Annotated in this window: 15 protein-coding genes; 10 read left to right on the forward strand and 5 right to left on the reverse strand. The window is 69.6% G+C overall.

What is annotated here, in order from left to right; translation table 11 throughout:
- Positions 1–3: 3 nt before the first annotated feature.
- Positions 4–885 (reverse strand): mycothiol conjugate amidase Mca, encoded by an 882-nt coding sequence (mca, locus tag ACQ0O7_RS18140; protein WP_430783274.1) that lies wholly within the window; start codon positions 883–885, stop codon positions 4–6.
- A gap of 118 nt (positions 886–1,003) precedes the next feature.
- Here mca and ACQ0O7_RS18145 point away from each other — a divergent pair, with 118 nt between their 5' ends.
- Together ACQ0O7_RS18145 and greA are read left to right on the forward strand one after the other, a co-directional pair.
- The gene (locus ACQ0O7_RS18145) at positions 1,004–1,441 is read left to right on the forward strand and encodes a DUF4307 domain-containing protein (protein WP_430783275.1); all 438 of its coding nucleotides are present in this window, start codon (positions 1,004–1,006) and stop codon (positions 1,439–1,441) included.
- Between the two features lie 171 nt (positions 1,442–1,612).
- Positions 1,613–2,107: a transcription elongation factor GreA gene (gene greA / locus ACQ0O7_RS18150; protein WP_430783276.1), complete on the forward strand. Its 495-nt coding sequence runs from the start codon at positions 1,613–1,615 to the stop codon at positions 2,105–2,107.
- A gap of 46 nt (positions 2,108–2,153) precedes the next feature.
- Here the strand turns inward: greA and ilvA are convergent, their stop codons facing one another.
- The 3 genes from ilvA to ACQ0O7_RS18165 are packed head-to-tail and all read right to left on the reverse strand — an operon-like array spanning position 2,154 to position 5,960.
- Positions 2,154–3,398, reverse strand: a complete 1,245-nt coding sequence (ilvA, locus tag ACQ0O7_RS18155) for a threonine ammonia-lyase (RefSeq protein ID WP_430783277.1) — start codon at positions 3,396–3,398, stop codon at positions 2,154–2,156.
- 25 nt (positions 3,399–3,423) lie between these two features.
- Positions 3,424–4,782: an amidase gene (locus tag ACQ0O7_RS18160; RefSeq protein WP_430783278.1), complete on the reverse strand. Its 1,359-nt coding sequence runs from the start codon at positions 4,780–4,782 to the stop codon at positions 3,424–3,426.
- A 23-nt stretch (positions 4,783–4,805) separates the two neighbouring features.
- Positions 4,806–5,960, reverse strand: coding sequence for a cystathionine gamma-synthase (locus tag ACQ0O7_RS18165; protein WP_430783279.1), 1,155 nt, complete (start codon positions 5,958–5,960; stop codon positions 4,806–4,808).
- A 24-nt stretch (positions 5,961–5,984) separates the two neighbouring features.
- Between ACQ0O7_RS18165 and ACQ0O7_RS18170 the strand changes: the two genes are divergently transcribed.
- From ACQ0O7_RS18170 to ACQ0O7_RS18190, 5 genes are all read left to right on the forward strand, one after another.
- Positions 5,985–6,431: an HIT family protein gene (locus tag ACQ0O7_RS18170; protein WP_430783280.1), complete on the forward strand. Its 447-nt coding sequence runs from the start codon at positions 5,985–5,987 to the stop codon at positions 6,429–6,431.
- Between the two features lie 2 nt (positions 6,432–6,433).
- The gene (msrA, locus tag ACQ0O7_RS18175) at positions 6,434–7,090 is read left to right on the forward strand and encodes a peptide-methionine (S)-S-oxide reductase MsrA (protein WP_430783281.1); all 657 of its coding nucleotides are present in this window, start codon (positions 6,434–6,436) and stop codon (positions 7,088–7,090) included.
- A gap of 107 nt (positions 7,091–7,197) precedes the next feature.
- Complete coding sequence (locus ACQ0O7_RS18180) at positions 7,198–7,521, forward strand: hypothetical protein (RefSeq protein WP_430783282.1); 324 nt, start codon at positions 7,198–7,200, stop codon at positions 7,519–7,521.
- A gap of 9 nt (positions 7,522–7,530) precedes the next feature.
- Positions 7,531–8,184 carry a nucleotidyl transferase AbiEii/AbiGii toxin family protein gene (locus ACQ0O7_RS18185; RefSeq protein ID WP_430783283.1) on the forward strand — a complete coding sequence of 218 codons (654 nt, stop codon included), beginning with the start codon at positions 7,531–7,533 and terminating at the stop codon, positions 8,182–8,184.
- A gap of 853 nt (positions 8,185–9,037) precedes the next feature.
- Positions 9,038–9,361: a hypothetical protein gene (locus ACQ0O7_RS18190; RefSeq protein WP_430783284.1), complete on the forward strand. Its 324-nt coding sequence runs from the start codon at positions 9,038–9,040 to the stop codon at positions 9,359–9,361.
- On the opposite strand, the gene ACQ0O7_RS18195 is transcribed toward ACQ0O7_RS18190, so the two are convergent.
- Positions 9,358–9,537 carry a hypothetical protein gene (locus ACQ0O7_RS18195; protein WP_430783285.1) on the reverse strand — a complete coding sequence of 60 codons (180 nt, stop codon included), beginning with the start codon at positions 9,535–9,537 and terminating at the stop codon, positions 9,358–9,360. The genes ACQ0O7_RS18190 and ACQ0O7_RS18195 overlap by 4 nt on opposite strands.
- A 91-nt stretch (positions 9,538–9,628) precedes the next feature.
- Between ACQ0O7_RS18195 and ACQ0O7_RS18200 the strand changes: the two genes are divergently transcribed.
- The 3 genes from ACQ0O7_RS18200 (at position 9,629) to ACQ0O7_RS18210 (ending at position 13,197) form a co-directional block, all read left to right on the forward strand.
- Positions 9,629–11,050, forward strand: a complete 1,422-nt coding sequence (locus ACQ0O7_RS18200; protein ID WP_430783286.1) for a CHAD domain-containing protein — start codon at positions 9,629–9,631, stop codon at positions 11,048–11,050.
- A 44-nt stretch (positions 11,051–11,094) separates the two neighbouring features.
- Positions 11,095–12,036, forward strand: a complete 942-nt coding sequence (gene ppk2 / locus ACQ0O7_RS18205; RefSeq protein WP_430783287.1) for a polyphosphate kinase 2 — start codon at positions 11,095–11,097, stop codon at positions 12,034–12,036.
- A gap of 267 nt (positions 12,037–12,303) precedes the next feature.
- Complete coding sequence (locus ACQ0O7_RS18210; protein WP_430783288.1) at positions 12,304–13,197, forward strand: ribonuclease Z; 894 nt, start codon at positions 12,304–12,306, stop codon at positions 13,195–13,197.
- Positions 13,198–13,206: the final 9 nt, after the last annotated feature.

Consider the following 13,206-nt stretch of genomic DNA (forward strand, 5'->3'; position numbering starts at 1 on the left):
CGCTCAGTGGGCGTCGACCTTCTCCCGGATGCCCGCGAACAGGTCGGACTCCGGAATCGGGCTGTCCACCAGTGAACGGGCCAGCTCGAAGTCCTCGGTGGGCCACACCTTCTGCTGCATCTCCAGCGGGATGTGGAACCAGAACCCGTCCGGGTCGACCTGGGTGGCGTGCGCGCGCAGGGCGTCGTCGCGGATCTCGAAATACTCACCGCACTCGACCCGCGTGGTGATCTTGTCGCCCCGGTCCTGCCGGTCCGACCACTTCTCCAGCCACTCCGCATACGGCGACTCCAGCCCCGCCGCCAGCATCCCCTCGTGCAGCGCGAGCATCCGCGCCCGGGTCCAGCCGGAGTTGTAGTACAGCTTCAGCGGCTGCCACGGCTCGCCCAGCTCCGGGTAGAGCTCCGGGTCACCGGCCGCGTCGAAGGCGACCGCCGAGATCTTGTGACACATGATGTGGTCGGGGTGCGGGTAGCCACCGTTCTCGTCATAGGTGGTCATGACGTGCGGCCGGAACTCGCGGATCAGCTTGATCAGCGGTTTGGCCGCCTCCTGCGGGTCCTGGAGCCCGAAACAGCCCTCCGGCAGCGGCGGCAGCGGGTCACCCTCGGGCAGCCCGGAGTCGACGAACCCGAGCCAGGCCTGCTCGACACCGAGGATCTCGCGCGCCCGGTCCATCTCGGCGCGGCGGATGTTGGTGATGTCGGCGAGCACCTCGGGCCGGTCCATCTTGGGGTTGAGGACGCTGCCGCGCTCCCCACCGGTACAGGTCGCGACCAGCACCTGGACGCCCTCGGCGACATACTTCGCCATGGTGGCGGCACCCTTGCTCGACTCGTCGTCGGGGTGCGCGTGCACGGTCATCAGACGCAACTGCTCGGCCATGGTGTTGTTGAGATCCTCTCGACCAGGCCTGCGATGAGCGGGCCGGGATCGGCTGCGAAGATGGAACCCTGCCATTCTTGCCGATCCCACTGACAAGAACTGCACGAGAGGTGGTCAGGTGAGCGAGACGCACGCCACAACGCCGGTCTTCCCGCCCGGTCGCTACGGCTGGCGCCGTGACGGTGGCCGCCGCCGGTTGATCCCGATCGTCTACACGATCGTGTTCGCTCTGGCGCTGGGCGGGATCACCTGGGGCTACTGGGCACGCTACGGCGGCACCGACTACACCGCCGACATCATCGGCTGGGAGGTCACCTCCGACCGGGAGATGGCCATCGAGTTCCGGGTGCGGGTCCCCGAGGACGGCGCGGCCATGTGCATGCTGCGGGCCCGGGACTACGACGGCTTCGAGGTGGGCCGCCGGGCGGTCACCGTGCCGGCCCCGGACGGCGGCGGTTCGGTGGAGGTCCGGGAGACGGTGCCGACCAACGCGCGCGGCGCGGTGGGCGACGTGATGGGCTGCCGGGACGCCGCCGCGGGTGAGGCGGCCGAGTGATGGACCGCCGGGACGCCGCCGCGCGGTAAGGCGACAGAGTTTCGTCTTCCGGCCGGACTGCATACCGCTGGTAAGCTTGGTGATTCGCTGCGTTCAACACCCCACTTCTCAGTGGTGTGTTTCCGCCCCATATGCAGCGTCATTTGCCCAGTTCCAGCAAGGAGACCGACCGTGTCCAGTTCCGAGGCGCCGAAGACCTGGCTCTCCCAGGACGCTCACGACCGGCTACAGGCCGAGCTCGACGAGTTGATCGCCAACCGGCCGGCTGTGGCGGCGGAGATCAACGAACGGCGCGAGGAAGGCGACCTCCGCGAGAACGGGGGCTATCACGCCGCCCGGGAGGAGCAGAGCCGGCAGGAGGGCCGGATCCTCTACTTGAAGGAGTTCCTGCGCAACTCGGAGATCGGCGAGGTCCAGGCCTCGGACACGATCACCGCGGGTTCGGTCGTGACGATCTACTTCGACGACGACCAGGGCGACACCGAGACCTTCCTGCTGGGCTCCCGGGAGATCTCCTCCACCACCAAGTTCACCGTCTACAGCCCCGAGTCGGCGCTGGGCCAGGCCATCCTCGGCGCCCGCCCCGGCCAGACCGTGACCTACACCGCCCCGAGCGGTGCCGACATCAAGGTCACCGTGGTCGAGTTCGGCCCCTTCGAGGGCTGACGATCGGAACGTGAGCCCGCGGCGTCACCGGCCGCGGGCTCCTCTGTCAGGGTGTCGTGTCGGCCAGCAACGCCACCCGATAGCCGGCGTCGCGCAACGCGCCGATCAGCGCCGACGAGTGCGCCGGCCCGCGCGTCTCCACCGACAGCGCCACCTCCACCTCGCCGAAACTCAGCCGCGGGCTCTGCCGCGAGTGGTTGACGTCCACGATGTTGGCCCGCTGTTCGGCGATCCGGCCCAGCACCCGGGTCAGCTCCCCCGGCCGGTCCACGCAGCGCACCGCCAGGCGCAGGAACCGGCCGGCCGACGCCAGCCCGTGCTCGATCACCCGCAGCAGAAGCATCGGGTCGATGTTGCCGCCGGACAGCACCGCCACCGCGGGCCCGCCGGACGGCACGTAGGCGCCGGTCAGCAGCGCCGCCGCGGCCGCCGCACCGGCCGGCTCGACCACCGTCTTGTGCCGCTCCAGCAGCACCAGCAGGGCCGCCGACAGGTCCTCGTCGTGGACCGTGACGACCTCGTCGACAAGCTTCTCCACATGCGCGAAGGTGAGATCACCGGGGCGCAGCACGGCGATCCCGTCGGCGATCGTGGCGCACGACTCCAGCTTGCGGGGCGCCCCGGCGGCGAGCGACGGCGGGTACGCCGCCGCACCGGCCGCCTGCACGCCGACCACCCGGATGTCCGGCCGCAGCGCCTTCGCCGCCACCGCGATCCCGGAGATCAGGCCACCGCCACCGACCGCCGTCACGATCGTGGACGCCTCCGGGCACTGCTCCAGGATCTCCAGCGCGACGGTGCCCTGCCCGGCGATCACGTCGGCGTGGTCGAACGGGTGGATCAGCACCGCCCCGGTGGTACGCGCGAACTCGTGCGCCGCCTCCAGCGCGTCGTCGACGCTGGTCCCGGCGTACTCGACGGCCGCGCCGTACCCCTTGGTGGCGGTGACCTTCGGCAGCGGCGCGCCCTCCGGCATGAACACCGTGGCCCGCGCGCCGACCAGCCCGGCGGCGAGCGCCACACCCTGCGCGTGGTTGCCGGCGCTGGCCGCGACCACGCCGCGGTCGCGTTCCTCGGCGGAGAGCCGGGAGATCCGGGTGTACGCCCCCCGCACCTTGTACGACCCGGCCCGCTGCTGGTTCTCACACTTGAGCCAGACCGGCACGCCGGTGATCTCGCTGAGCGGCCGGGACGGGATCAGCGGCGTCTGCTTGACCACCCCGGCCAGCAGCTCCCGGGCGGCCTCGACGTCGGCGAGGGTGAGCAGGTCGAGCGGGGTACCGGCGGTCATGGACACCTATCGTGCCATCGCTGCCTCACACCAGTGCGTGTCGCTGCCAGGGATTGGCGACCTCGAATTGGCCGGCCACCGCGAGCAGCAGCAACTCCGATCCGGGCGGCCCGACCAGCTGCACCGCGAGGGGCAGCCCGTCCGGCCGGAACCCGACCGGCACCACGATCGCGGGCAGTCCGGCGAAGTTCCACGGCGCGCCGTACGGTGCGTAAGCGGCGTTGATCGTCATGTTCCTGCGCCAGGAGCCGGTGGAGTACTGATCAGCCGGCGGCGGAGCGCTCGCCAGCGCCGGGGTGAGCAGCAGATCGATCGACTTGTCGGCGAAGAACTGGATGGACCGCTCCCGCCACGCCGCCCGCTGGGTCTGCCGGACCAGCCCGGCCCGCAACGCCGCCCGCCCGAGCCGGATGTGCTGCCGGGTCCGCGGCTGGAGGCGCTCGAACGGCAGGCCCTCGGAGTTCACCGCCGCACCGGCGAACCACGTCGCGAGCACACCCAGCGCCACCCCGGTCGAGTAGACCGGATCCGCCTTGACCGTGTCGTGCCCGGCGTCGACCAGCAGTTTCGACGCGGTGGCGACCGCCGAGACGTTCGGCGCGTCCGGCCGCACCCCGGCCACCGGGGACCGCAGCGAGACGCCGACCCGCAGTTTCGCCGGCTCCACCAGTTTCGCCGGGGTCTGCCCGGCCAGCACCGAGAAGCCCAGCGCGGCGTCGGCCACCGTGGTGGCCAGCATGCCGTTCTCCACCAGGCCGAACCAGTCCTTGTCACCGAAGTCGACAGGCACCACGCCCCGGCCGGGTTTCAGCCCGACCAGACCGCAGCAGGCGGCCGGGATCCGGATCGAGCCGAGGCCGTCGTTGCCCTGCGCGATCGGTACGAGCCCGGACGCCACCGCCGCGGCCGCCCCACCGGACGAGCCGCCCGGGGTCCGCTCCAGATCCCACGGGTTGCGGGTCGGCCCGTCCGCGTCGTCGGTGAGCGCCCAGAGGCCCATCTCCGGCATCCGGGTGACCCCGACCACCACCGCGCCCGCCCCGCGCAGCCGGCGGACCACCTCGTGGTCCTGCTCGGCCACCTCGGGGGTGCGGGCCGCGGCCGAGCCGTGCCAGGTCGGCAGCCCGGCGACCGCGGTGTTCTCCTTGACCGCCACCGGCACCCCGGCCAGCGGAAGGTTCGCCAGGTCCTCCTGGTCGTCGACCTTCTCCGCCTCGCGGATCGCCTCGACGTCACGGACCACCCGGAACGCGCCGAGCGCCGGATCGGAGATGCCGATCTGCTCCAGATGGTCGGCGACGACCTGGGTGGCGTTCGTGTCACCGCGGCGTACCGCGCGGGCGATCTGTTTGGCGGTCGCTCCCACCCAGGTCGTCGTGTCCATCGCGCAGAATCTCCAGCGTCGGGCTATGAACCGAGCGCCTGCTCGAGGTCGGCGAGCAGATCGTCAACGGTTTCGATGCCGACAGACAGTCGCACGAGATCGGCGGGAACTTCAAGCGCTGAGCCCGCAGCCGACAGATGTGTCATCTGGCCCGGGTGCTCGATCAGCGATTCCACCCCACCGAGCGACTCGGCGAGCACGAAGAGCTTCGCCCGGTTGCAGATGGCCACCGCCTGCTCGGGGCCGCCCGCGGCACGGAACGAGACCATCCCGCCGAAGCGGCTCATCTGCTTGGCCGCCACCTCGTGACCGGGGTGCGTCTCCAGGCCCGGGTAGAGCACGCTCGCCACCGCCGGGTGCTCGCTCAGGTAGCCGACGATCCGCTCGGCGTTGTCACAGTGCCGGTCCATGCGTACCCCAAGGGTCTTGATCCCCCGGAGGGTCAGCCAGGCGTCGAACGGACCGTTCACCGCGCCCATCGCGTTCTGGTGGAAGGCCAGCTCGTCGCCGAGCCCGGCGTCCGCGGTGACCAGCGCGCCACCGACCACGTCCGAGTGACCCCCCAGGTACTTCGTCGTCGAATGGATCACCACGTCGGCGCCCAGGGTCAACGGCTGCTGGAGGTACGGGGACGCGAAGGTGTTGTCCACCGCGAGCATCGCGTCGTACTCGTGGGCCAGAGCGGCCAGCTGCGCGATGTCGTTGACGTTGAGCAGCGGGTTGGTCGGCGTCTCGGACCAGATCAGCCGGGTGTGGCCGGGACGGAACGCGGCCCGCACGGCGTCGATGTCGTCCAGCGGGGCGGCCGTCCAGTCCAGGCCCCACTTCTCGGCGACCTTGCTGAACAGGCGGAAGGTGCCGCCGTACGCGTCGTTCGGGATCACCACGTGATCACCGGGGCGGCACACCGTACGCAGCAGGGTGTCCTCGGCCGCCAGGCCGCTCGCGAAGGCCAGACCGCGCCGGCCGCCCTCGATCGCCGCCAGGCACTCCTGGAGGGCGTCGCGGGTCGGGTTGCCGGAACGGCTGTACTCGTAACCCAGGCGGGGGGCGCCGACGGCGTCCTGGGCGTAGGTGCTCGTCTGGTAGATCGGCGGCACCACGGCGCCGGTCCGCGGATCCGGCTCCTGGCCGGCGTGGATGGCGAGGGTGTCGAACCCATAGTTGTTAGCCGTCATGTTGCGCAAGGCTAGTCTCACGTGATGGCGGACTGCGTGTTCTGCGGCATCGTGGCGGGATCGATCCCGGCTTTCCTGGTCGCGTCCGCGCCCGCCGGGGTGGCGTTCCTGGACATCCGCCCGGTCTTCAAGGGTCATGTGCTGGTGGTCCCGCGCACTCACGTGGTGGAGCTCCCTCTCCTGAGCGCCGAGCTTTTGCCGGATTATTTCCGATTCGTCCAGATGATCTCCGCCGCGGTTCCGGCCGCTCTGGGCGCGAAAGGGACATTCGTCGCGATGAACAACATCGTCTCGCAGTCCGTCCCGCACCTGCACACCCACGTCGTGCCCCGCACCAAGGGCGACGGCCTGCGCGGCTTCTTCTGGCCGCGTCGCAAGTACGACAGCGACGACGAGGCCGCGTCGTTCGCCGACACCATTGGTAAGGAATACCTCCGCCTCAGCGTTACAGACAGCGGACGAAGGGAGTGACCGTGTTCCTGCGGTACAAGAAGCTCGACCTGCCCACCGCCGAGACCGCGCTGCCCGGCCGGGACGCCGAGCTGTGGGTCGCCGACCGGCACACCGTGCTCGGCACACCGATGAAGGGCCCCTGGCCGGCCGGCCTGGAGGTCGCGGTCTTCGGGATGGGCTGTTTCTGGGGGGTGGAGCGCATCTTCTGGCAGCTGCCGGGCGTCTACTCCACCTCCGCCGGATACGCCGGCGGCTTCACGAGGAACCCCACCTACGAGGAGACGTGCTTCGGCACCACCGGGCACGCCGAGGTGGTCCAGGTCGTCTACGACCCGGCGAAGATCAGCTACGAGGACCTGCTGAAGGCGTTCTGGGAGAACCACGACCCGACGCAGCACATGCGCCAGGGCAACGACGTGGGCACCCAGTACCGGTCCGCGATCTACACCACCACGAACGCCCAGGCGGCGACGGCAGCGGCCTCGCGGGACGCCTTCCAGCCGGTGGTGACGGCGGCCGGCCACGGCCAGATCACCACCGAGATCAAGCCGCTGACGGAGTACTACTACGCCGAGGACTACCACCAGCAGTACCTGGACAAGAACCCCGGCGGCTACTGCAACCACGGCCCGAACGGGATGTCTTGTCCGATTGGCGTCGCCCGCGTCGCCGATTAGGCCCACGAAACGATGGTCTTCCTGCGTACGAACGTTTGTCCGTGCGCAGGCGGGCAAGCGGACCTTTCCCCTTCTTCGTGAGACGATGGCATGGGAGGTGACCTGTCGTGCGCCGATACGCCAAACCGATCGTCGTCGCGGACGATCTCGCGATGTTGAACGGCCGGACCAGCGGTGTCGTCACCCTGCCACGTCATCTCGACTGGTCCGGCACGGCGGACTACGACCTCGACAACGCCGGCCGGATCGTCGACCTCTACCGCACAGTCCTCATCGAGGCCACCAAGGTGGCCGACCTGCACGAATTCCTCGATCAGGCGACCCTGGCCCGGCTGTGGCCTTCACTCTGGTTGGCACCTGAACTCCGCCGATCGTGGGAAGAACGCTTTCCAGCGCTCCGGCGGGCCGATTCAGAGGTGACTGCGGCGTAGTGTGCCGCCATGGATCCGCATCACCGGAGGCTCGCCGAGATCGCGCTTCAGGCCGCGGGCGGTGACCACGGACTCGCGCTCGCCGGCGGCTACGCCGTTCGAGCCCATGGCATGGGTGACCGACCGAGCGGTGATGTAGACCTGTTCACCGACTGGCAGCGCCGAGCGGACTTCCCTGCTGTCGCCGATCTCGTCATCGAAGCATTGACCGGCCATGGCTTCGTGGTACACGTCGACTCCCGAGCAGAGACATTCGCCCGGCTGCTGGTCGCCCGGGATGACGAGCCCGGCGCCGAGCCCCAGAAGATCGAGTTGGCAGCAGACTGGCGCGCTCATCCGCCGGTCACCTTGAGCATCGGTCCCGTGCTGCACCCTGACGACGCCGTCGGCAACAAGATGGCGGCGCTCTACGGTCGCGCACTCGCGCGAGACTTCCTCGACATCGACGCCGTCCTGGAGAGTGGACGCTACTCGGGCAATCAACTCCTGCGCCTGGCGGAGACCGCCGATCCCGGATTCGACCGCGCGATGTTCGCCGCGGCTCTGGGCGCCCTGGACCAGATCAGCGACACTGCTTTCGCGGCGTACGGAACCGACGCGACGCACGTTCGGAGTATGCGTCAGCGCTTCGCCGACTGGCGACACGAGTTGAGACGGGCCTGAGATGGGTCACACACCCTCAGCCCCGTCCCGAACGGCATGACCTGCCCGGTCGGCGTCGCCCGCACCGCCGGCTAGACCGGATCCAGTGAAGGACGGAGGGCACGATGAGCCCGGACCCGCAGCCGCCGGCTCGCGGCTACGCGAAACCCGTCGTCGTGCCCGACCCGTCTCGACGACCCGACCGGGCGCACGTCCGGGGTCGTCATCCTGCCCGGCAATCGACTGGTCCGGCTCGTCCGAGCACGACCTCGACAGCCCGGGGCGGGTGGTCGGCCTCTATCGCACCGTCCTGATCGAGGCTCCGGGCCGCCGGCGGAAATGCGGGCCAGCGCCGGCCGGCGGGGTACGCGGTCCGCGCCCACGGCATGGGCGACCGGCCGAGTAGCGACGTCGACTTGTCCACCGGTCGGGAGCGACGCGCCGGCTTCCCCGCCGCGGCCGATCTCGTCATCGAAGCACTGGCCGGCAACGGGTTCGCCGTGCGGACCGACGCCCGAAACGAGACCTTCGCCCGGTTGCTGGTCACCCGAGCCGAGGAGCCGGACCTCGATCCCCAGAAGGCCGAACTCGCCGCGGATCGGAGCGCCCACCCACCGGTCACCCCGAGCATCGGCCCGGTGCCGCATCCGGACGACGCGGTCGGCACCAGGATGGCGGCTCCCTACGGGCGGGCGCGCGCTCGCCCGCGATTTGCGCCGCCGGTTCGCCGTCTGGGGCGCGGCGCCGCGCCGCTGATCAGCGGATCCGGTCGGCGGCAAGAGGGTGACCGCGGATTTCACACCGGCGATCGAACTTGTTCGACAGACACCGAAGCAGCCCACAGAATTTCAGCAGTGGGAGCGGGAGGTGCACGATGTCGCCCAGATGGCACGACGAGGAACGGGACGCCTGGGAGCTTGCCGAGTCGCTGCTTCAGCAGGCCCGCAACATGATGCGGGAGGCGGAGGGTGCGATGGAGGCCTGGCGGACCGGCAAGGAGATGAACCGGCTGCGTTGTGAACGCCGCGGGATCAGCCAATCGGACGCCGAGATCCGTTACTCGGCGTCGGCGAATGCGAAGAATGCCATCACCAACAACAATTTCCATGTCGGGCTGGCGCAGATGTACTACAACGCGGCGGCCGCCAATTACGCGCGGGCGATGTATCTGCACACCCGGGACGGCGCGAGACTCTAGATCTCGGGCGTCTCGTCGGCGGTGTCCTGCGTGGTGGCCGGCGGGCGGGGCGGATCGGCCTGGGCGGGTGAGGCCGGCACCGCGAGGGCGAGGCCGAGGACCGCACCGGCGCCGATCAGGCGCAGGCCGGCGAGTGAGGCAGCGAGAGTGATGGGACGGCGTTCGGACTTCTCCATGCAGTTCTCCTAACCGATCCGGGACTTCACGATGCCAGGCGAACCTGAGACACGGCTGTGCACGAGCCGTGACTCCGGGCACCATGGACGGGTGGAGATCGCCACCGAGACCGAGCGCAAATACGACGTTCCTGAAACGTTCGAGCTTCCTGACCTGGTCGGTGCCGGCGTGATCGCCGGCACCGGCGACGCCGAGACACATGATCTCGACGCCACCTACTTCGACACCGACGACCTCCGGTTGATGAGAAATCGCCGGACTCTTCGCAAACGCAGTGGCGGCAACGACGCGGGCTGGCATCTGAAGACGCCCGCCGACGGTGAGGGCCGCAAGGAGCACCGGCTGAGCGGCGACGGTGACGTGGTGCCGGCCCAGCTGACCGGCCTGGTGCGCACGATCGTCCGGACCCGGCCGCTGGTCCCGGTGGCCCGTCTGGTGACGCACCGGGTGGAGACTCCGCTGCGGGACGCCGACGGCCGGGTTCTGGCGCTCGTCGCGCAGGATCAGGTCCGGGCCGAGTCGGCGGGTTCCGAGTCGGCCTGGCAGGAGGTCGAGGTGGAGCTGGTGGACGGCGACGTCGCGGTGCTGGACGAGGTGGAGCGGCGGCTGTTCGCGGCGGGCGCCCGCCCGGCGCGGGGCCCGTCGAAGGTGTCCCGGGCGCTGGCCGGCCGGCTGGCCGCGCTGCAACGGCCGAAGAAGAGCAAGACCAAGGTCAACCCCGTGTTGCGGTACGCCCGGGAGCAGCGGGACGCGATCCTGGCCCACGACCCGGGTGCCCGCCGGGGTGAGCCGCGCGCGGTGCATCAGATGCGGGTCGGGACCCGTCGGCTGCGGAGCACGCTGAAGACGTACAAGAAATCGGTCTCGCAGTCGGATCTTCGGGACGAACTGCGCTGGCTGGCCGGGGTGCTGGGCGCGGTCCGCGACCCGCAGGTGCTGGAGGAGGCACTGCTGGGTCTGGTGGAGAAGGCGGGCCCGGAGTTCGAGCCGTCGGCCCGGCGGGTGCGGGAGCATCTGGAGCACCGGATCGAGACCGGGCTGGCCGAGTTGTCGGAGGCTCTCGACTCGGATCGCTATCTGGCTCTGCTGGACCGGATCGACGAGCTGGTGGATCAGGATTCGCTGCGGACCGCCGATCCGGTCAAACGTGCCCGGAAGGTGCTGGCCAAGGCGGACGCGAAACTGGACGAGGCACTGGAGTCGGGTGTCGAGGAGGAGATCCACGAGTCGCGCAAGGGCTTCAAGCAGGCGCGGTACGCCGTCGAGCTGCTCGTCCCGGACCATGGCAAGCTGGCGAGACAGCTGGTCAAGGCGTTGACGAAGTTGCAGGACGGGCTCGGCGAGTACCAGGATTCGAATGTGGCCCGCGGTGTGTTGCGGGAGCTGGGTGAGGGCAGTTTCCACTTCGGGATGCTCTACGGCCGGCAGGAGCAGGTCGGCCGGGACGCGCTGGCCGGGGTTCCGGAGCTGGCCCGGGACGCCCGGCGGCGGAAAGTTCGCCGACTGTTCTGATCAACTCGGTTGTGGTCTCGGCTCGCGCGGGTATGAATCGGTGCATGCGATCCGAGTTCGACGTGCGGGCCACCCAGCCCTATGAGGGGCCGATCTCCGAGCTGACCGGTTACCGGGTCGTCGACGACGAGGACGACGACCCGGTTCTCCTGAGCGCCGACGGCCTTCCGGTCGACACCTGGCGCGAGGACTACCCGTACGACGAGCGGCTGTCCCGCGCCGAGTACGACCACGACAAGCGCCTGCTGCAGATCGAGCTGCTGAAGCTGCAGAACTGGTGCAAGGACACCGGCGAGCGGCTGCTGATCCTGTTCGAGGGGCGGGACGCGGCCGGCAAGGGCGGCACGATCAAGCGGTTCATGGAGCATCTGAACCCGCGGGGCGCCCGGGTGGTGGCTCTGGAGAAGCCGAACCCGAAAGAGGAGTCCCAGTGGTACTACCAGCGGTACATCAAGCATCTGCCGGCCGCTGGTGAGATCGTGCTGTTCGACCGGTCGTACTACAACCGGGCCGGCGTGGAGAGGGTGATGGGCTTCTGCAACCGCCGGGAGTACCTGGAGTTCCTGCGCCAGACCCCGGAGCTGGAGCGGATGCTGGTCCGGTCGGGCATCCGGCTGGTCAAGTTCTGGTTCTCGGTGACCCGGGGCGAGCAGCGCACCCGGTTCGCGATCCGGCAGGTGGACCCGGTCCGGCAGTGGAAGCTGTCACCGATGGACCTGGCGTCGCTGGACAAGTGGGACGACTACACCGAGGCCAAGGAGGCGATGTTCTTCTACACCGACACCGCGGACGCCCCGTGGACGGTGGTGAAGAGCAACGACAAGAAACGGGCCCGCCTGGCGGCTATGCGGTACGTGTTGAGCCGTTTCCCGTACCACGGCAAGGACCCGGAGATCGTCACCCCGCCGGACCCGCAGATCCTCGGGCCGGCCTCGCTGGTGGTGGAGAACACCGAGGAGTCGCCACAGGTATTCCCGCGTCTGTAGTGATTCAAAATCATTGGCGCGCCCTTCTGATCGTGGATAACGTGGCCGTACACGTGAAGGGAGGTGGTCCGAAGTTGTATAGCAACGGGACTCGTGAGGTGGCTGTCCGCTAGCCGCTGTCCTTGACAGCAACGTCGAGACCGTGTGGCAGCGGTGCGGCGAAACCAACACAGCCACCCGACCCCTGGGGATCCGGCCTTGTCCGACCGGACCTCGCTGCGCGCAGTGAGGAAGTCCCCAGGGGTCGCTTCATATCCGGAGTGGAAAATGCGTGAGTTAGTGGTCCTCGGCACGGCCAGCCAGGTGCCGACGAGGCATCGCAACCACAACGGTTACCTGCTGCGCTGGGACGACGAGGTGATCCTCTTCGATCCGGGCGAGGGCACCCAGCGGCAGATGCTGCTGGCCGGCGCCCCGGTGACCCCGCTCAAGCGGATCTGCATCACCCACTTCCACGGCGACCACAGCCTCGGTCTGCCCGGCATCCTGCAGCGCATCTCCCTGGACCGGGTGCCGCATCCGGTGACGGTCCACTATCCGGCCGGTGGCCAGGAGTTCTTCGACCGCCTGCGGCACGCCACCAGCTACTGGGACAACGCCGAGATCGTGCCCGGCCCGGTCGGCGCCGGATTCGCTGTCGAGACGTCCGCGGGGCGCCTCACCGCGTTGCCGCTGCGACACCCGATCGAGACGTACGGGTACCGCCTCACCGAACCGGACTCCCGCCGGATGATTCCGGCGCTGCTCGCCCGGCACGGGATCAGCGGACCGGCGATCGGCGAGCTGCAGCGGGCCGGCCGGCTCGGGGACGTGACGATCGAGCAGGTCAGCGAGGCCCGCCCCGGTCAGAGTTTCGCCTTCGTGATGGACACCGGCCTGTGTGACAGCGTGTTCGAGCTGGCCCGGGGTGTCGACATGCTGGTGATCGAGTCGACGTTCCTGGCCGAGGACGCGGAGATGGCCGCCCAGGTCGGGCACCTGACGGCGGGGCAGGCGGCGATGGTGGCGCGCGAGTCCGGCGTACGCCAATTGGTTCTGACGCATTTCTCCCAGCGCTATCCGGACCCGGACCGCTTCCTGGCGGAGGCGCGCCTGGAGTTCGACGGCCCGGTCGTGATCGCCGAGGATCTGGCGCGCGTGCCGGTTCCGGCACGGCGTTAACGTCGACGC

This window comes from Actinoplanes sp. G11-F43 (assembly GCF_050589265.1).
GTDB lineage: Bacteria > Actinomycetota > Actinomycetes > Mycobacteriales > Micromonosporaceae > Actinoplanes.

Bases quoted from the DNA above. Each gene is read 5' to 3' on its own strand.
- mca (WP_430783274.1), bottom strand. From the start codon at position 885: ATGGCCGAGCAGTTGCGTCTGATGACCGTGCACGCGCACCCCGACGAC.
- ilvA (WP_430783277.1), bottom strand. From the start codon at position 3,398: ATGACCGCCGGTACCCCGCTCGACCTGCTCACCCTCGCCGACGTCGAG.
- ACQ0O7_RS18160 (WP_430783278.1), bottom strand. From the start codon at position 4,782: ATGGACACGACGACCTGGGTGGGAGCGACCGCCAAACAGATCGCCCGC.
- ACQ0O7_RS18165 (WP_430783279.1), bottom strand. From the start codon at position 5,960: ATGACGGCTAACAACTATGGGTTCGACACCCTCGCCATCCACGCCGGC.
- ACQ0O7_RS18170 (WP_430783280.1), top strand. From the start codon at position 5,985: ATGGCGGACTGCGTGTTCTGCGGCATCGTGGCGGGATCGATCCCGGCT.
- ACQ0O7_RS18185 (WP_430783283.1), top strand. From the start codon at position 7,531: ATGGATCCGCATCACCGGAGGCTCGCCGAGATCGCGCTTCAGGCCGCG.
- ACQ0O7_RS18190 (WP_430783284.1), top strand. From the start codon at position 9,038: ATGTCGCCCAGATGGCACGACGAGGAACGGGACGCCTGGGAGCTTGCC.
- ACQ0O7_RS18195 (WP_430783285.1), bottom strand. From the start codon at position 9,537: ATGGAGAAGTCCGAACGCCGTCCCATCACTCTCGCTGCCTCACTCGCC.
- ppk2 (WP_430783287.1), top strand. From the start codon at position 11,095: ATGCGATCCGAGTTCGACGTGCGGGCCACCCAGCCCTATGAGGGGCCG.
- ACQ0O7_RS18210 (WP_430783288.1), top strand. From the start codon at position 12,304: ATGCGTGAGTTAGTGGTCCTCGGCACGGCCAGCCAGGTGCCGACGAGG.